The sequence below is a fragment of the Microbulbifer sp. SE14 genome, assembly GCF_059834885.1.
Window position 1 is genome coordinate 36,770 of sequence record NZ_JCBAJA010000017.1, and the last position, 17,431, is coordinate 54,200.

14 protein-coding genes are annotated in these 17,431 nt (G+C 61.7%); 5 read left to right on the top strand and 9 right to left on the bottom strand.

The genetic code is table 11. The features are described from left to right. Nucleotides 1-219: 219 nt before the first annotated feature. From AC6R19_RS13150 to AC6R19_RS13165, 4 genes are read left to right on the top strand one after another with little or no spacing between them, the layout of a single operon-like run. Nucleotides 220-978, top strand: a complete 759-nt coding sequence (locus AC6R19_RS13150) for a DUF1826 domain-containing protein (protein WP_500580282.1) — start codon at nucleotides 220-222, stop codon at nucleotides 976-978. A 24-nt stretch (nucleotides 979-1,002) separates the two neighbouring features. After that, a complete protein-coding gene (locus AC6R19_RS13155) occupies nucleotides 1,003-3,441 on the top strand; it encodes a TonB-dependent receptor (RefSeq protein WP_500580283.1) in 2,439 nt (812 codons plus the stop codon). A gap of 38 nt (nucleotides 3,442-3,479) precedes the next feature. Further along, nucleotides 3,480-3,890 (top strand): MerC domain-containing protein, encoded by a 411-nt coding sequence (locus tag AC6R19_RS13160; RefSeq protein WP_500580284.1) that lies wholly within the window; start codon nucleotides 3,480-3,482, stop codon nucleotides 3,888-3,890. A 17-nt stretch (nucleotides 3,891-3,907) separates the two neighbouring features. Beyond that, a complete protein-coding gene (locus AC6R19_RS13165) occupies nucleotides 3,908-4,096 on the top strand; it encodes a hypothetical protein (protein ID WP_500580285.1) in 189 nt (62 codons plus the stop codon). 141 nt (nucleotides 4,097-4,237) lie between these two features. Here AC6R19_RS13165 and AC6R19_RS13170 read toward each other — a convergent pair whose 3' ends face one another. From AC6R19_RS13170 to AC6R19_RS13195, 6 genes are all read right to left on the bottom strand, one after another. Then, nucleotides 4,238-4,639: a M3 family metallopeptidase gene (locus tag AC6R19_RS13170; protein ID WP_500580356.1), complete on the bottom strand. Its 402-nt coding sequence runs from the start codon at nucleotides 4,637-4,639 to the stop codon at nucleotides 4,238-4,240. A gap of 156 nt (nucleotides 4,640-4,795) precedes the next feature. Further along, nucleotides 4,796-5,281: a DUF6702 family protein gene (locus tag AC6R19_RS13175; RefSeq protein ID WP_500580286.1), complete on the bottom strand. Its 486-nt coding sequence runs from the start codon at nucleotides 5,279-5,281 to the stop codon at nucleotides 4,796-4,798. A 6-nt stretch (nucleotides 5,282-5,287) separates the two neighbouring features. After that, nucleotides 5,288-7,732: a M1 family metallopeptidase gene (locus AC6R19_RS13180; RefSeq protein WP_500580287.1), complete on the bottom strand. Its 2,445-nt coding sequence runs from the start codon at nucleotides 7,730-7,732 to the stop codon at nucleotides 5,288-5,290. A gap of 178 nt (nucleotides 7,733-7,910) precedes the next feature. Further along, on the bottom strand, nucleotides 7,911-8,909 hold the full coding sequence (locus tag AC6R19_RS13185) for a CobW family GTP-binding protein (protein WP_500580288.1): 999 nt from the start codon (nucleotides 8,907-8,909) through the stop codon (nucleotides 7,911-7,913). Then, the gene (locus tag AC6R19_RS13190) at nucleotides 8,909-9,379 is read right to left on the bottom strand and encodes a Fur family transcriptional regulator (protein WP_500580289.1); all 471 of its coding nucleotides are present in this window, start codon (nucleotides 9,377-9,379) and stop codon (nucleotides 8,909-8,911) included. The genes AC6R19_RS13185 and AC6R19_RS13190 overlap by 1 nt, the downstream gene beginning before the upstream one ends. A gap of 3 nt (nucleotides 9,380-9,382) precedes the next feature. After that, the gene (locus AC6R19_RS13195) at nucleotides 9,383-9,841 is read right to left on the bottom strand and encodes a ZrgA family zinc uptake protein (protein WP_500580291.1); all 459 of its coding nucleotides are present in this window, start codon (nucleotides 9,839-9,841) and stop codon (nucleotides 9,383-9,385) included. A 991-nt stretch (nucleotides 9,842-10,832) separates the two neighbouring features. Between AC6R19_RS13195 and pulA the strand changes: the two genes are divergently transcribed. Next, nucleotides 10,833-14,195 (top strand): pullulanase-type alpha-1,6-glucosidase, encoded by a 3,363-nt coding sequence (gene pulA, locus AC6R19_RS13200; protein ID WP_500580293.1) that lies wholly within the window; start codon nucleotides 10,833-10,835, stop codon nucleotides 14,193-14,195. A 47-nt stretch (nucleotides 14,196-14,242) separates the two neighbouring features. On the opposite strand, the gene AC6R19_RS13205 is transcribed toward pulA, so the two are convergent. From AC6R19_RS13205 to AC6R19_RS13215, 3 genes are read right to left on the bottom strand one after another with little or no spacing between them, the layout of a single operon-like run. Beyond that, nucleotides 14,243-15,010 (bottom strand): gluconate 2-dehydrogenase subunit 3 family protein, encoded by a 768-nt coding sequence (locus AC6R19_RS13205; RefSeq protein WP_500580294.1) that lies wholly within the window; start codon nucleotides 15,008-15,010, stop codon nucleotides 14,243-14,245. A gap of 1 nt (nucleotide 15,011) precedes the next feature. Next, on the bottom strand, nucleotides 15,012-16,703 hold the full coding sequence (locus AC6R19_RS13210) for a GMC family oxidoreductase (RefSeq protein WP_500580295.1): 1,692 nt from the start codon (nucleotides 16,701-16,703) through the stop codon (nucleotides 15,012-15,014). Then, on the bottom strand, nucleotides 16,703-17,419 hold the full coding sequence (locus AC6R19_RS13215) for a 3-keto-disaccharide hydrolase (RefSeq protein WP_500580296.1): 717 nt from the start codon (nucleotides 17,417-17,419) through the stop codon (nucleotides 16,703-16,705). Before AC6R19_RS13215 ends, AC6R19_RS13210 begins: the two co-directional genes overlap by 1 nt. Between the last annotated feature and the right edge of the window lie 12 nt (nucleotides 17,420-17,431).

A 17,431-nucleotide genomic window follows, 5' to 3' on the forward strand; every position in this document is an offset into this window, starting at 1 on the left:
ACCACCCACACGCCGCCGCGGTATCGCCGATCAGCGAAATCAGCGGCTCCCCGTCGAACACCGCTGTCTGAGCAGGCTCGGTACTTGCCGACAGCCTCCCGCAGGCAGGTGCAGCTTAGCTTCACACCCAGTGGTTGCCCTCATCCGACACCGCCATTATGATATGTTATATCGTTGCTATAAAATTGATCAGCAGGTCACCCGCCTGCGGAGGAAACCTTGAGCCACTTCAATGCCGCCCGAAAAATTCCCGGTGAGCCCACTGAGCCGATCAGCACAGCCGAGCCGGCCCCGCGCGAAGATGTACCACACCGTACGCGACTTCCGGTTGTCGCGCCCGGCATCCGCCGGCCAGTATCTGGCCGCACGCCGGAAATCCTCGCCGACATATACCGGGACGACATCAATATGGCGGTATGGCAGCGGGGCGCGAGCCCGGCGCTCATCGCTGAATGCCGGGCATTTCTCGACCAGAAAGGCATAACCAGCCACCGCCTGGTAGTGCCAACCGCCAAAGCCGACAAGCTCTCCGGGCTGTTGCCCGGCCTCGCCGACTATCCGCACCTGCAAGCGGATATCGAGCTGCTGGCTGACATGTTCAGTTGCCTGTTCGACCTCAGTGGTATCGGCCTGCGCCTGACCGCGCTGACCGACAGCATGTGCCCGAGATTTCACGTCGACCGGGTACCCTGCCGGCTGGTCACGACCTATGTGGGCGCAGGCACCGAATGGCTTCCACACCACAGCGTGGATCGCAGCAAGCTGGGTGCCGGCAGCGGCGGACTGAGCGATGCGGAAAGCGGCCTGTTTCCTCCGACACAGCCCGTTCAAGCGCTGGCAGGCGGCGATGTGGCGCTGCTCAAGGGTGAATTGTGGGAAGGCAATGAAGGTGCAGGTCTTGTGCACCGCTCCCCGGCTGTCGAGCCCGGTCAACGGCGGCTGATTCTCACCTTTGACTTTGCATCCACCGACGACTGATTTACGCCTCAGCAAGGAAAGAAGATGAAGACAACGGCGATCGCACTCGCATTGATGACCCTCTCCGGCCTGGTCCATGGCCTGTCGGGCCAGGTTACCGACGCATCCGGAAAACCCATCAGCGGCGCTGTGGTAGAGATTGTCGGAAGCCGGTTGCAGGCCCGCACGGATGGGCAAGGCCGCTTTCACCTGGAAACCGTAATCGGGACACCGAGTGAACTCCATGTCAATGCCCCGGGCTACAACCATCAGACCCTGCGCCTGGACAGCGGTGAGAAGGAGCCGCTGCGTATCACCCTGCGCCGCTCGGCTATTGAACAGATCGATGTCACCGCCACGCCCCTGCACACCTCCACCATGGAGTCGGCCCAACCGGTCGCCGTGCTGGCCGGTGAAGACCTGCGGCGCAAGCAGGCGGCCACTCTGGGCGAGACCCTGGAAAATGAAGTCGGCGTGCACTCCACCTACTTTGGGCCTGTGGCCAGCAGCCCGGTCATCCGCGGCTTGAGCGGCCCCCGGGTGCTGATTACCCAGAACAGCCTGGACGTCAGCGACGCCTCCCGGGTGGGCCCGGACCACGTGGTGGTCACTGAGGCGTTGACCGCAGAGCAGATCGAAATCCTGCGCGGTCCCGCCACGCTGTTCTACGGCTCCGGCGCCATCGGCGGTGTGGTCAATGTGGTGGATGACCGAGTGCCCTCCTCCAGCGACGCCAAGGGCGCGTTCCAGATGGGGCACAACACTGTAAACAGTGAGGAAGATACCTCGCTGGCCTATACCGGTGGCGGTGAGCAGTTCGCGCTCCATGTGGACGGCTTCACCCGCAAGGGCGACAACTACGAGATTCCCGGTGCAGCGGAACTGGAAGCGGATCACGACCGTGAGGGAGAGGAGCACGAAGAACACGCCGAAGGCATACTGGAAAACAGTGCCTCCAAGAGCAAGGGCTTCAATATCGGCGGAAGCTGGCTGCTCGACAATGGCTATATCGGTCTCAGCTACGGGCGCCTGGAGCGGGTCAACGGCATCCCCGGCCACAGTCATGCCCATGGAGACGAGCATGAAGAGGAGCACGGAGAAGAACATGCGGAGTCCGAAGCCCACGAGAATGAAGAGGAAGTAGAAGTACTTTCCGACCTGAAACAGGACCGCTGGCAACTGATCAGCGAATTGAGCCTGGATAATGCATTACTGAGAGGTGTCAATACGCGGATTGGCTACACCAACTACGAACACGTCGAAATCGAAAACAACCAGAACGGCACCCTGTTCCAGAACGAAACCCTACAGGCCCGTGTCGACCTGTTGCTACGGGAAATGTCCGGCTGGCGCGGCGCCGTCTCTCTTGAAGGCAAGACCAGCGATCTTGCCGCCGTCGGCGAAGAGGCTTTCACCTCGCCGAGCCGCACCGACAGCTTCGCCATCGGCCTGATGCAGGAAAAACGCCTCGGAGACTTCCTGTGGCAACTGGGCGCCCGCGTGGAAAAGGTCACCATCGAAGCCGAACCCATTGAATGGGAAGAGGAGCACCACAACGAAACGGAAGAAAGTGGAGCCCTGGATCACACCCTGCTCCAGTTCGATGCGCTTGATTTCACGCCCTACAGTGTATCCGCCGACGTAGTGTGGGATTTCGCCGCGGACTACAACGCCGGTTTCTCACTGACCCATGCCCAGCGGGCACCCAGCGCATCGGAGCTGTTTTCCTATGGCCCGCACATCGGTACCGGGAGCTTCGAGGTAGGGGCACTGTTCGACCTGCATGCGTCAGACGACCCGCACTTCCATTATCACAATGAGGTAGATGAAGAGATTTCCAACAATTTTGACCTGAGTTTGCGCAAGCACTCCGGCGATATCGGCTGGGTGGTAAACCTGTTCTACAACCGGATTGATGACTTCCACTACGAGCGCGATAGTGGCTTTACCAGTGAGGATATCGCCGGGCACGAGCATGGAGAGCACGCAGGGGGTGAGACCGAAGGGCATGAACACGCGCACGATCACGGTGTCCTGCCCGTCTATGTGTTCGAACAGGCCGATAGTATCCTGTACGGTATGGAGGCCCAGCTCGCCTGGCAGTTCTCCGAACCCTTTACCCTGACCCTGTGGGGCGACAGCATTCGTGGCAAGTTGAAAGATGGTGGCAACCTGCCCCGCATTCCTCCAGTGCGCCTCGGCGGCCAACTGACTTACGCGCAAAATGGCTGGGAAGCCGGCTTCGGGGTGTCCCACTATTTTGAGCAGGACAAGGTGGCGGACCTGGAGACATCCACCGGTGGCTACACCCTGCTGGACACCGAACTGGGCTACAAATTCCCCAGTGACTTCGGCGACCTGACCGTCTTCCTGAAAGGCAACAACCTCACCGATGAAGAAGCACGCGTGCATGCCTCCTTCCTGAAAGAGCGCGCACCACTTCCCGGCCGCGGCTTCAGCCTTGGCATGCGCGGCATGTTTTGATCAATGCGAGCAGTTTACGAAATAGGAACCAGCAGTTAATGAAGTCGATAACAGCGGCAACCGACAAGATTGCCATCGGGCTGTCTTCAATGTGCACCATTCATTGTTTGGCACTGCCACTCTTACTGATCTTGTTCCCAAGTTTAGCGGCCCTTGGTTTGGACAATGAGGCATTTCATACCTGGATGATAATGGCGGTACTGCCCACCAGCATCTATGCCTTAAGCATGGGCTGCAAACAACACAAGCGCTACCGTGTGCTTCTACTGGGGATCGCCGGCCTGGCGCTGCTCAGCGCGGCCGTGTTACTGGGTGAGAATTTCGGGGAGCCGGGGGAGAAAACTCTTACAGCGCTTGGCGCCAGCCTGGTTGCCGTTGGGCATCTGTGGAATTTTCGCCTGTGTCGGCAGCCTTCCAGCTGCCCCTGCCCAGAATCCAAGTCACGGTAACCTGAGGCCTCCACTCGATGAAACGCGACTACTTTACTGCGCTCGAACAGCGTTCCGGCGTCCTTCCCCTGGCGCTCTCCGACGTCATAGAGAAGTTGGCGTTTAACGAACAGGGGCTGATTTCGGTTATCACCCAGGATTCGCACAGAAAAACCCTGCTTATGCTCGCCTGGATGAGCAAAGAGGCGCGCCGTCACTTACTCTGACAGTGAAGGTATGTTCGCCAACAGCCAGGCCGGTAACCGTTTGGGTTGCGGCATCCGCACACACTGCTGGCATCCCGCTGATTGATACGCGCTTGGCGAAGTAGATCAGGTCGCGCTTCCCTGCGCTGACCGGGTGGGAATTTAGCCGTCCGAGTTTAGTCCACGGCGGTTCAGCAGAGCCTCGGTGGTCGGCTCCTGGCCGCGAAACTTGACGTAGGACTCCATCGGCGGGCGGGAGTTACCCACTTCGAGGATGTTCTTGCTATACCAGCGGACGTTGGAAAAAATTTCGTGCAGACCGTGGCCCACCTCTTGGAATATAGTGGTGACATGGTCGAAGCTGACCAGGGTAGGATCACCCTCCGGGCCTTTGGGAATATTCATGACATTCACGACCACTGGCTTCTGTTCCAGCAGACCAGACTGGCCCACAAACGAGCTCATCCAGGCACCGCCGCGCTTTCCGTCGCGGGCGAAGTAGTCCGCGTAGAACATTGCCAGGCTCTTGCCATCGTGATCGAACAGCTCGAACAGGTGATTCAGAACAGGCCGTGATCGCCACTATTGCTACGGCGAGTAGGGATTTGCGCATGCCATTCTCCGCTATGTGTTATTTTGGGTGTCTAAGCCAGAACACACATGGGCACGAGGAAGTATCCGCGAACTGGCACTGTATTGTTTAAAGATCTCATGGACCAATCAAAATCTGAGGGGCTGCCATTTACTGTTGCGATCAAACACCAGTGAGCGCACCTTGCCCAATCCCTCGACATTGATCTGGTTGACCTGGTCCAGCCAGCGCTCCTGCAGGGCGTCAAAGGCAAACCAGAGTTCATTGACACTCTCAGGGTGGGACGCCTCCTGATAGACCCAGATGAACTTGCCGTCTACCTCCTGCCCCACCGATGTAAGGGGCAGTGGCTTGCGTGCGGCAAGGCCCATGCTGAAATGCGCCATTATATAGCGGCCAAACTGCGCCTGGGCAGCCGGGTCCTCTGACAAGTGCACCTGCTTGCCCAAAAGCTCGCCAAGCGCGTGCTCGGCATCGTGCACATAGAAGCGGTGCATGATTTCGACGCTGCCGGTGCGCTCGCTGAACAGAACCCGGGTAATGGCGGTTTTCATCTGGTGGGCCTGCGCGGAGCAGGCCATCAGCAGCGTCATCAGTACGATCAGTTTGCGCATGGTCGATTACTTCCTGTGAAAGCCGGGCTTGGGCTTTTCTTTCTCTGTGGTCATATCGTGCATGATGTCGCGGTACACCGGATCAGTGCTCTTCTCCTCCTTGTACACTTCCATGCGCGATTTGATGATGCGGCGCGGATAGTGATTGTTTTCGTTATCCACGTCGGCGGTTTCCCAGCGCGGATCCACCACCACTTGCACCAGCTGCTTGTCGGTCACGATCAGCTTGGATACGGCATCGGGCGAGCGGCGCCAGATCTCGGCCGGGATATAGCGGTCTTCCACGCTGCCGTCCTCAAACGTGAGCTGCAGCAGGATGGGCATCACCAGGCCGCCCAGGTTGGAAAATTCCATCACGTAGTAGTTCTTGTCTTCATCCAGCGCGCGCTTCAGTACGTCGCGCTCCCAGGGCTCCAGGTCTTCCAGCAGTTGCGCGTACTCATTGCGCTCCTTGTTGGTGACGGTAAAGCGATCGTGGGTATCGTAGAAATCCCGAATGTCCTTGTTTCTCTCCAGCCAGGTCTTGTTGCCCGCTTCGCGCTCGCGTTTTTCGAACAGCGGTTGGGGTTTCTCGGCCTCTTCTTTGCGGCGGCGCTCGAAGTCAATGTCGGGGTCCAGGGTGTCGAGACGCAGCTGCCACACCTTGTCGAGGCTGATATCCACGTGATCGGTGGTATAGAACCAGCCGCGCCAGAACCAGTCCAGGTCGACGCCGCTGGCCTCTTCCATGGTGCGGAAGAAGTCAGCCGGGGTCGGGCGCTTGTACTGCCAGCGGATGGCGTACTCCCTGAAGGCGAAATCAAACAGCTCGCGCCCCAGGACCACTTCCCGCAGGATATTCAGTGCCGCCGCCGGCTTGGTGTAGGCGTTGGGTCCCAGGCGCAGCACCGAGTCGGACTGGGTCATGATGGGCACCTGGATGTCGGACTTCATGTAGTCGACGATATCGCGCGGCTCAACGCCCCAGGGCATCTCCGGATCCCACTCGCGACCGGCCACTCCATCCAGGAAGCTGTTCAGGCCTTCGTCCATCCAGGTCCATTGGCGCTCGTCGGAGTTGACGATCATCGGGAAATAGATGTGGCCGATCTCGTGGATCACCACACCGATCAGGAAGCGCTTTTCCGCCTGGGTCCAGGTGCGGCTACCGTCCTCATGCAGGGTGGTGCGCGGGCCATTGAAAGTGATCATCGGGTATTCCATGCCGCCTACCGGGCCATTGACACTCTGGGCGACGGGATACGGATAGTCGAAGGAAAAACGCGAATAGACTTCCATTGTGTGAATGACGGACTCGGTGGAATACTTCTTCCACAGCTCGCCGCCCTCTTTCGGGTAGAAGGACATCGCCATGACTTCGGGCATGATATCCCCGCCCTGCTGATAGCCGCGGGCATCCCACATGAACTTGCGCGATGAGGCCCAGGCGAAGTCACGTACCTTGTCGGCCCTGAATTGCCAGGTCTTGGTTTTGCGGGAGCCTTCTTTTTCGTTTTCCAGCGCTTCGGCCTCGGTGACGATGAACACCGGGCGCTCGGCCGTGCGGGCCCGCTCCAGGCGCTCGCGCTGGGTTTTGGTGAGGACCTCCTGCGGGTTCTGCAGGCTGCCGGTGGCGGATACGATGTGGTCGGCGGGCACGGTCAGGTTGACCTGGTAGTTGCCGAATTCCAGTGTGAATTCGCCGCGGCCCAGGAACTCCTTGTTGGTCCAGGCCTCGTAGTCGGTATAGGCGTGCAGGCGCGGGAACCACTGCGCAAGCAGGAAAATATCGTTGCCGCCTTTACGGGGATCGTCGGGAAAATGCTCGTAGCCGGAGCGCGCCGTAACCGCATCTTCCTCCACGATATTGAAGGCGAAATCCATACTGAAGGTGACCTGCTCGCCGGGCTTGAGCGGCTTTACCAGGTCCACCCGCATATTGGTACCCACGACGGTTGCACGCAGCGTATTGCCATCGGCATCTTTCAGATTGCTGATGGTGTAGCCCACTTCGTTGTCGGCCAGCCACTGCTGCCGGCGCAACTCGCCAAAGGTGATGCCTGCCGGGGCCTCGTCCGACACCGAGCGCGTGCCCGGGCCGCGGTTACCGAGGCCACCGAAGGTCAGTGTGGTTTCCGCCATGGAATCCAGCCGGAAACGGTTCTGGTCCAGCTGAAGCCACAGGTACTTCAGGGTATCGGGTGAATTGTTGGTGTAGCTGATGATCTGGCTGGCATTGAGGGCGCGCCGGTCTTCGTCCAGCCGGGCATTGATGCGGTAATCCACCTGCTGCTGCCAATAGGCGTGACCGGGCTCGCCGGCGGCATTGCGGTATATGTTCGGAGTGGGCAGGAGCTCTTCGAGCTGGCGGAACTTGTCACCGGTGACATTCAGCGGATCCGCAGCCTGAGCCCAGGCTGCGCCAGTTACAAGGGCGGCCGCTGCCAGGCGGGCGGGTAGGTTCAACTTCATTATTTCGCTTCCGACTGCATGAAAATGACGTTATATCATATCAATACGGAGGCGAGAGACAACTCTCCCTGTACACTTTTGTCCCAGTGTTCCGGCCACTCATCCCAACCCAGGAGTCATTCCGGCAAAGCTATCCCAGCATTTATCTGATGAGCGCAAACCAGTGAAACCGCGAGAATTACTCGCTGCCCAGCGCGCCTATCCAGGCTGATTCCATTTTGCTCCAGTCGAGACGCGCCGGATCTATCACTTCCACACGGCTTTCCAGCGCGTCATCGAGCTCCAGCACGGTGAGCACAGAGCCCGCCTTGTTGAACCCAAATACCCCCTGATCGGTAATGAATACCCCCTTGAGGCGCTCCCCCTCGGAGCCGCTGATCAGCGAGAACAGCTGGTCATAGTCGAACATCAGGACCGGGTCGAAACGCCAGCCGCAGCTGTGGTAGCCCTCGCCACTGTTTTCCGCACGCCGGTAGCCGCACTCCGGCAGCGGCTCTTCTTCCACAGGCGGCGGTGTGTGGCCGTGCCCGTGAGCCGGCGGGGGCCGGAAACCGCTGGGGGCGCGCAACCAATCCAGCTCTACCTGCCCCTGCTCCACGGTTTGCAGTGGTTTTTCCGCTTCGACCGGCAAAAAGGCAAGGTAGCGGCGCAGGTTTTCCAGGTCGCCGGGACCGTAGAGATCGGACTTGTTCGCCACTACCAGGTCGGCGACCTCCAGCTGCTGCCGGAAGGTGTCGCTGCGCAGGTAGCGTTCATCTTCCATACAGCGCGCATCGACCAGGGTGAGGGTGGCGCGGAGATCCAGTACGCCGTTGCGAACCGCATCGGACAGCGCCTCCAGTACTTCCCGCGGGTGGCCTAGCCCTGTGGGCTCGATCAGCAGTCGGTGGGGCCTGGCCCTGGCGAGCAACTGGTTCAGGGCCACCTGCATCGGCAGGCCGGCCGCGCAACACATACAGCCGCCGGGCACTTCGCGGATAAAGATCTCGCCGTCCTGCTCCGGTCCGAACAGGGCGCCGTCAACCCCCACCTCGCCGAATTCGTTCACCAGTACCGCCCAGCGCTCATGCGCCGGCTTGCTCGCCAGCAGGTGGCGAATGGCCGTGGTCTTGCCGACACCGAGGAAGCCGGTAATGACGTTGGCCGGTACGTTGCGAATCACCTCGCTCTTCTGCACTAGGCCACGCTCCGCTCTGCGCAGTCGTCGCACAGACAGTCGAGCTCCAGTTGTGAGGTCTGCAGGCGGTAACCGGCCTCTTCCACGGTTTCGCGCAGGGCGGCAATCACCTCGGGCTTGATACCGATCTCGCGCACCTTGCTGCAGCGGCCGCAGATCAGGAACTGCGGTGTTTCATGGCGGTGATCACAGGCGATATGGGCGCAGGCGAGGTATTTGTTTTCCGAATTGAGCTTGTGCGCCAGGTTTTCCTCGGCCAGGAAATCCAGCATGCGGTAGACGGACATGGCCGGGATGGGCTCGCCGTAATCGCGGTTGTACTGTTCGGCGATCTCGTAGGCAGACAGCGGTGTCTTGGCGCGCAGTAATATGGTCAGCACGCTTTTGCGCTTCTCGGTGAAGCGGGCGCCGGAGGCGCGACAGCTCTGCTCGGCTGCCCCCAGGGTTCGCTTGAGTTGGGATGCATTCATGGACTATTTCAGTTGCAGCTCGTTACTTTGCGCAGTCAGCGTCGCGGCGCCCTGTTGACCGGGCGTCAGCCACTGCACTTTGATCTCGTGAATATCGGGGAAATGCGCAAACAGTGCCACGGAGACACTGTTGAGCTGCGCCAGACTATCACACCGGAAGCGGTAGCTGGCATGGAAGCTGGCATGCCCGGCGTGCTCATCGCCGCTGTAGGGCGCCTCTACTCCGGCCTTCTCCAGCCCACAATTGGCGCCATTGAACCGCACCAGGCGATCCCCTGCGGCCAGCTGCTGGGCAGCCAGCTCCAGCGCCTGCTTCTCTTCGGGCACATGCGGCGCGCGCTCAAAGCCGACCAGATTGGCCGCCGGGGACTCGAACTCGATATGCAGCACATCGCCGGTGGCGGCGAGATTCAGGTGCGCCTGGCCGTGCACATGCGCCGCCTGGTCACCGACCGCCGCCATTGAAAGAGGAATCAAAGGAAGGAGGAACAATCTCGACTTCATAGTCACTTTTATGATCACCTGCCCATTTCACCTGATTGGTCATTTTCCCTGGCCATCGGCGCAATGCCGGCGAGCGGGCTTTCAAACTTGCTCAATCCGACACTTAGATACAATGTATCATTTATACCGAATGGCAATCAACCGACAGGTTGAAATCCCGGTTGCAGGGGGGAGACGATCATCACGCTGTCCACATTGGCCGCGATCAGCTGCAGCTGCCTGGCCCCCGGCGCCATGCGCCGGAACAGGCTGCTGCTGGAAATAGGGTTTTCCAGCCCGGCCGCTGCAGTTCGGAGACTTGCCGCCCGCCGGCGGGTTGCACGGCGGCGCTGCCGCGCCCGAACAGGGGGCGGCGGGAAATCAGTGATTTGCTCAAGGTTAAAACCCTCAAAAACGACCGCGGGCGCGGTCTACAGGGCCTCCGATTGTGAGGAAGCCCGACGGTCAGGATAGCTCCAGGTTGCCGGGCTGTGAGCACTCTAGCGCGAAGCTGCCCGGCGAAGGCTGATTACAATCATCTGCTGTCCTCCGCTGGTGAATAATTGGGCGCAATTTAGCACCGGGATCCGGCACCGCGCAAGCGGTAGCCCATAAAAGAAAAGCCGGCTTATAGCCGGCCTTCGCATCCGATTGAAACGGGTACATCACCTTTCTCGACCCGCAACAACCTGATGGTTTGAGTATAGACGCTGTGCAAAGTTCCACCGCGCTTTCTACTCGCGATCAAGGATGCCCCGGCGGGATTGCCGCACCATGACACTTTTATAAAGGTTTTGTGACACGGCGCGCAGTTCCAGCGGCACCATTCGCCACATGGCGCACCGCCCCCGGAACCGACCGGCTCCGCCTCCCCGGGGTGGGATGCGACACCTTTTTCCCTGCGATTCAATGATTGCAGGGAGATGTTTGCACTACCCGCCACCGAATAAAAATAACCGGGATCAAACCTATGCGATCGATGAAAACCTTTCACCGGCGTCACGCGCGCGCGCGACTCCTCCTCACCGGCCTGCTCAGCGCCATTTACCTGCCGGCGCAGGCCTCCGACACAGCGGCCCCCTCCGCGGTCAATATCCCCGGCACCATCCAGAGCCAGCTCGGCTGCCCGGGGGACTGGCAGCCGGAGTGCACCGCCAGCATGCTCGACTACGACGCCGGCGGCGACAAGTGGGCCGGCAATTTCTTCGTTCCCGCCGGTAACTGGGAGTACAAGGCGGCGCTGAACGGCAGTTGGGACGAGAACTACGGCCTCGGTGGCCAACGCAACGGCGCCAATATCCCGCTCAATTTATCCGCGGGGCGCGAGGTCAAGTTTATCTACGACCACGAGACCCACTGGATCGCCGACAACGTCAACAGCACCATCGCCACAGTGGCGGGCAACTTCCAGTCCCAGCTGGGCTGCCCCGGCGACTGGCAGCCGGACTGCCTGCAGAGCTGGATGCAGGATGCCGACAGCGATGGCATCTACACCTTCGTCACCACGGAAATCGCCGCCGGCGACTACGAGTTCAAGGTGGCCCTGAACGAAGGCTGGGACGAGAGCTACGGCAGCTACGGGGCCAATGTGCCCTTCACCGTGGCCGAGGACAATGACGAAATCTACTTCGCCTTCGACGCCGCGACCAAACAGGTGACCGTCAGCAGCAGCGGCATTCCCCGCGGCGACCTGAGCCTGGACAAGGCGCACTGGGTCGACGGCGACACCTTTGCCTGGAATATCTCCCTGCAGGACGGCGACACCGTCAAACTGCATTACAGCGCCGACGCAGGCCTGAAGCTGGAAGCCGACGGCGTCAGCGGCGACGGCGAGATAGTGCTGCAGGCGGCCGCCCTCTCTGAGGCAGTGCAGCAGAAGTTCCCGCACCTGTCCGGCTTCGCCGCGCTGCGGCTGCCCGCCGGAGGCCCATCGATCGGCGACCTGGTGACCCGGCAACTGGCGCTGGCGGTCTACGACAACGAAGGCAAGGTGCGCGACGCCACCGGTATACAGCTGGCCGGTGCCCTCGACGACCGCTTCTACTACGACGGCGAACTGGGCGCGGTCGTCGGCGACGCATCCATCGCCTTCAAACTCTGGGCCCCAACCGCGCGCTCGGTGAAACTGCACCTGTTCGGCGATGCCGCCGGCGACACCGCCGATATGGTGGTGCCGATGCACCGCGACGAAAATACCGGCGTATGGTCCGCGAATGTGGACAAACAGTGGGACCGCGGCTTCTACCTCTACGAAGTGGAGGTCTACTCCTACTTCAGCCGCCGGGTGGAAACCAACCTGGTCACCGATCCCTACTCCCTGAGCCTGTCCATCAACAGCGGCAAGAGCCAGGTGGTCAACCTGGACGACCGCGACCTGAAGCCCCACGGCTGGGAGCGGCTGCGCAAACCGCACCTGGAAAAAGCGGAGGATATCTCCGTGTACGAACTGCACGTGCGCGACTTCAGTATCGAGGACGAAACAGTACCGGAAGGCGAGCGCGGCACCTTCAAGGCGTTCGCCGAACGCCGCAGCGATGGCATGCGCCACCTGTCCGGCCTGGCCCGCGCCGGCCTGACCCATGTGCACCTACTGCCGGCCTTTGACTTCGCCACTGTCAACGAGGACCGCGCTCAGCAGGCGCAGACGCCGGACCTGTCCGCCTACGCGCCGGACAGCAGCGAACAGCAGGCGGCGGTCGACGAGGTGCGCGACTCGGACGGCTTCAACTGGGGCTACGACCCGCTGCATTTCACCGTGCCCGAAGGCAGCTACAGCACCGATCCCGACGGCACCGCGCGCATCCGCGAATTCCGCGAGATGGTGCAGGGCCTGTCCCGCGCCGGCCTGCGGGTGGTGATGGACGTGGTCTACAACCACACCAGTTCCTACGGCCAGTACGACAACTCCGTTCTCGACAAAATCGTGCCCGGCTATTACCACCGCCGCAACGGCGACGGCTTTGTTGAGATGAGCAGCTGCTGCGCCAACACCGCCAGCGAGCACGCCATGATGGAAAAGCTGATGCTGGACTCGATGCTGACCTGGGCCAGGGCCTACAAGGTGGATGGTTTCCGCTTCGACCTGATGGGGCACCACAGCCGCGACAATATCCTCAGGGCCCAGGCGGCACTGCAGTCCCTGACACCGGAAGATGACGGCGTCGACGGCAGTGCCATTTACCTCTACGGCGAGGGCTGGAATTTCGGCGAGGTGGCCGACGACGCCCGCTTCGTGCAGGCGCGCCAGGGCAATATGGCCGGCACCGGCGTGGGCACCTTCAACGACCGCTTGCGGGACAGCGTGCGCGGCGGCAATCCGTTCGGCGGCTACGAGGAGCAGGGCTTCGGCACCGGCCTGTTCACCGACAGCAACGGCCGCTTTCAAGGTGGAGACGGGGGAGGAACCGACGAGCGCGCGACCCTGCTGACACTGGCGGACAAGGTGCGCATCTCCCTGGCCGGCAACCTGGCGGGCTACCCCCTGACCGACGCCCACGGCAACGCGATTACCGGTGCACAGCTGGTCTACAACGGCCAGCCCACCGGCTACACCGCCGACCCGCAGGAATCGATCAACTATATCGCCGCCCACGACAATGAAACCCTGTTCGACGGCGTGCAGATCAAGGCCAGCGCCACCACATCGCTGGCGGAGCGCGTGCGCATGCAGGCCTTCAGCAACTCGTTGGTGCTCTTCGCCCAGGGCATTCCGTTTATCCACGCCGGGCAGGAATTCCTGCGCTCCAAATCCATGGACAGGGACAGCTACAACTCCGGCGACTGGTTCAACGCGCTGGACTTCAGCTTCGACACCGACAACTGGGGCAAAGGCCTGCCGATCGCCGACAAGAACCAGGACAAGTGGTGGATCATGCAGCCGCTGCTGGCCAACCCGGATCTGGCACCGCAGAAAAAGCACCGCCTGTGGAGCAGCGCCCTCTTCCGCGAGCAGTTGGCGATCCGCAACAGCTCGCCGCTGTTCCGCCTGCCCACGGCCGCGGCGGTGGAGAAGCACCTGCGCTTCCTCAACACTGGGCCCGAGCAGCTGCCCGGCCTGATCGCAATGCAGCTGCAGGATCCTGAAGGAGAAGTGGACCGCCGCTACGGGCGGATACTGGTGCTGTTCAACGGCGACGACGAAGCGGTGCAGTTCACCAGCGACAGCCTGCGCGGCCTGCGCCTGAAACCGCACCCGCTGCAGCGCCACTCCGCCGATCCCCGCCTGCGCGAAGCGCGCTTTGAACGCCGCAGCGGCACTCTCCATTTACCCGGCAGGAGTACGGCGGTGTTTGTGGAAGTACACCGCGACCGCGGTGGCCCTTCAGGACAGTAGAGGTGTGATGGGAAGGCCCTGCCACCGCTGGCAGGGCCGCCTGTATCTTACGCCGGGTTGAGGCCGTCGGAATAGGCAAATTCACTCAGTCCCAGTTCCCGCAGTACACCGTCGAGGTGCTCCATGGCCTCCGGCGTCGGGCCGGGATAATCCCCGGCAATCGGCACATTGCCCATATAGCCGATATCCTTCCTGCCCTCCGGCGAGCAGAAAAACGCCGCCATCACCAGTTGCCGGAAGCGGCCGAAGGCGCCGGCGATACGCTTGAACGGCGCCGGTGTCTGCTCGTTGTCGTAGGCGATATCGTCCACGATCGCCAGCTGCTGTTCGCGCTGCAGGTCCAGGAATTTTTTGTCAAAGCGCAGCCCGGCTTCATTGTCGATCCAGGCCAGTGCGGACAGGATGGTCAGCCTGTCCTGCTGCTGATCCCCGTAGGGCGCGCTCACCCACTCGTCGATCACCTCCGGCACCTTGACCTCGCTGGCCGCGGGTAGCTCTCCCTCCCGCGGCAGCAGGATGTCCGACAGCAGCGCCACCTGTGTCAGCTGCTCCGGCGTCAGGGTGCGGGGCCAGGGGAATTCCGACGAGGCTATCAGCTTGGGGTCCTTGCCATAGCCCTCAGCGGTGATGGGAGGCAGCTTCAGTTCCGGCCAGTGGCCGGCAGTGCCCAGGGCTTTTTTGGGCGAGCCTTCGCATCCGCCCAGGCCCGGCAGCGCCACGCTGGCCGCCAGCAGGCCCATCCACTTCAGGGATTCCCGGCGGGTCATGCCGGGCCGGTACTGGTATTCATCTTGCGGAGGGTGTTTGTCGCTCATATCACAGCACTCCCCTATCCAGTTGCCCCGCCAGGTAAGAGGCGTTGCGCATCGCCAGGGTCATGATCGTCAGGGTGCAGTTTTTATGGGGATTCGAGGCAAAGACGCCGCCGTCCATCACAAACAGGTTGTCGCAGTCCCAGGTTTGGCCCCATTGATTGGTGACCGAATCCCTGGGGTTGTCGCCCATGCGCGCCGTCCCCACTTCGTGAATAATCTCCCCGCCCTTGAGGATGGCCTCCTCGGCCGCGGGCAGTTCGCCCACGTCCGCGCCCATGGTGGTCAGCAGGGCCTTGGCGGTTTTCAGGCCGTGGGCCACCTGGTTGATTTCGTGCTGCGACCATTTCCAGTGGAACTTCGCCACCGGAATGCCCCACTTGTCCTTCACCTTGTCGTCAATTTCCATATAGCAGTGTTCGTTGGGCAGCATTTCGCCGCGCAGCGAAAGCCACACGGAGGCGCCGTAGTGGGCCCTGGCGGTTTCCTTCAGCTGGTTGCCGTAGCCCTGAAAATCCCCCGCCACCCAGGAGCCGGGTTCGCGGAAGCCGCTGCCTATCTCGAAATGGTAACCCCGCGGGAAATCCAGTTCGCCCCGCGCCTGGGTCCTGTGTCCCCACCAGGGAATAAACAGGTGGTTGGCGGTGTGGCCGTCCTCGTTGTAGCGGGGGCGGTTCATCAGTGCCGGGATCAGGGCCCCCAGCCCGGCGCCGGTGGAATCCATCAGGTTGCGCCCCAACTGGCCGCTGGAATTGGCCAGGCCCCTGGGATAGCGGGCGCTTTTGGAGTTGAGCATGATGCGCGCCGATTCGCAGGCGCTGGCCGCCAGCACCAGCACCCGCGCCGGCAGGCGGTGCTCGGTTTTGTGCTTTTTGTCGATAAAGGTGACGGCGTTGACGCGGCCGTTATCGTCGACCTCGACGGATTTTACCATGGCATCGGTGATCACCTGCAGGCGGCCGGTGGCCCTGGCCATGGGAATCAGGGAGGTGGTGGTCTGGAAGGCCGCGCCGATGGAGCAGCCGCGGCCGCAGGGGGTGGCGTAGAAACAGGCGGCTCGCTCGTCTTTCGGTCGGGTCAGCACCGCCCTGTGCATGGGTACCGCCCGCATACCCAATTTCTTCGCCGCGGCCGCCACCAGCAATTCCGGCACCCGCGGTTTGGGCGGCGGCTGCAGAATGCCCGGCGACGAATCGGGCATGTCGTCCAGCCCGGTATTGGTGCCGCACACGCCCACCAGTTCCTCGGTCTTGTCGTACCAGGGGGCGAGATCCCGGTATTCGAAAGGCCAGTCGGCGCCCAGGCCGTCGCGGCTCCTGCCCTTGAAATCGTGTTCGCTGAAACGCAGGGAGTAGCGCCCCCAGTGGTTGGTGCGACCGCCCAGCATGCGCGCCCGCCACCACAGGAATTCCGAACCCTCACCCGTGGTGTAGGGCTCGCCGGGCACCGTCCAGCCGCCGTCCACGGTGGCATCGTAAAAGCCGAATTCCTTGTCGCGGGTGCCGGCGCCCATCAGGGGCGCCTCGCCCTTGGTTTTGAACATGGGTGTTTCGGATTTGGGGTCGTAATCGCGCCCCGCTTCCAGCATCAATACCCTGTGCCCGGCCCTGGTGAGGGTGTAGGCGGCCATGGCGCCGCCGGCGCCGGAGCCCACCACCACTACGTCGTAGTCGGGGTATGAGTTGAGGTCCGCCATCAGTCCAGTTCTCTTATTTTTATGTTTTTGAACCACACCTTGTCGCCGTGATCCTGCAGGCCGATACGGCCCTCCCGGGCCACGCCGAAGCCGCTCCAGTCGGCGAATTTGCTCGCCGCCACCAGCTTGTCCCAGGTGCTGCTGCCCAGTACCAGGTTGGTGGTCATGACGCCGTTCTGCCACACCTGCAGCAGATCATCCTGCAGGCGAATGCGCACCCGGTTCCACTGGCCGGCCTTTTTGTGCGACGAGGGATGGGAGGCCACCAGGTCGTACAGGGAGCCGGAGCGGTGGGAGTCGATCTTGTTGTCCGGGTGATCCTCGTTGTCGAGAATCTGTATTTCGGGGGCATTGGAGTAGATATGTTCGCCTCGCTCGTCCGCCAGCACGAAGATGCCGCTGTTGCCGCCGGCGGAGATTTTCCAGTCCAGTTGCAGTTCAAAGTCGCCGTAGCTGGCCCTGGTGAGAATGTCACCGCCGCCCCCGGCGCCCAGGTGCATGGCGCCGTCCCGGATTACCCAGGCCGGGTTCAGGTCATCCCGCTTGAAATTGCGCCACAGGGACATGTCCTCGCCGTTGAACAACAGCTGCCAGCCCTCGGCCTTTTCCGCGGCGCTGAGTTGATTGTCGCTAGCGCTGAGCTGGTTGTCGCCGGCGTTGGCGAGGCCGCTGGCGCACAGGGCCAGCAAAGTGAAGGTTCGGGTTATTTTTTTCATTTTTCAGCCCTC

Coding starts and splice junctions, on each gene's coding strand:
- AC6R19_RS13155 (WP_500580283.1), top strand. CDS start 1,003: ATGAAGACAACGGCGATCGCACTCGCATTGATGACCCTCTCCGGCCTG.
- AC6R19_RS13160 (WP_500580284.1), top strand. CDS start 3,480: ATGAAGTCGATAACAGCGGCAACCGACAAGATTGCCATCGGGCTGTCT.
- AC6R19_RS13165 (WP_500580285.1), top strand. CDS start 3,908: ATGAAACGCGACTACTTTACTGCGCTCGAACAGCGTTCCGGCGTCCTT.
- AC6R19_RS13175 (WP_500580286.1), bottom strand. CDS start 5,281: ATGCGCAAACTGATCGTACTGATGACGCTGCTGATGGCCTGCTCCGCG.
- AC6R19_RS13180 (WP_500580287.1), bottom strand. CDS start 7,732: ATGAAGTTGAACCTACCCGCCCGCCTGGCAGCGGCCGCCCTTGTAACT.
- AC6R19_RS13190 (WP_500580289.1), bottom strand. CDS start 9,379: ATGAATGCATCCCAACTCAAGCGAACCCTGGGGGCAGCCGAGCAGAGC.
- AC6R19_RS13195 (WP_500580291.1), bottom strand. CDS start 9,841: ATGGCGGCGGTCGGTGACCAGGCGGCGCATGTGCACGGCCAGGCGCAC.
- pulA (WP_500580293.1), top strand. CDS start 10,833: ATGCGATCGATGAAAACCTTTCACCGGCGTCACGCGCGCGCGCGACTC.
- AC6R19_RS13205 (WP_500580294.1), bottom strand. CDS start 15,010: ATGAGCGACAAACACCCTCCGCAAGATGAATACCAGTACCGGCCCGGC.
- AC6R19_RS13210 (WP_500580295.1), bottom strand. CDS start 16,703: ATGGCGGACCTCAACTCATACCCCGACTACGACGTAGTGGTGGTGGGC.
- AC6R19_RS13215 (WP_500580296.1), bottom strand. CDS start 17,419: ATGAAAAAAATAACCCGAACCTTCACTTTGCTGGCCCTGTGCGCCAGC.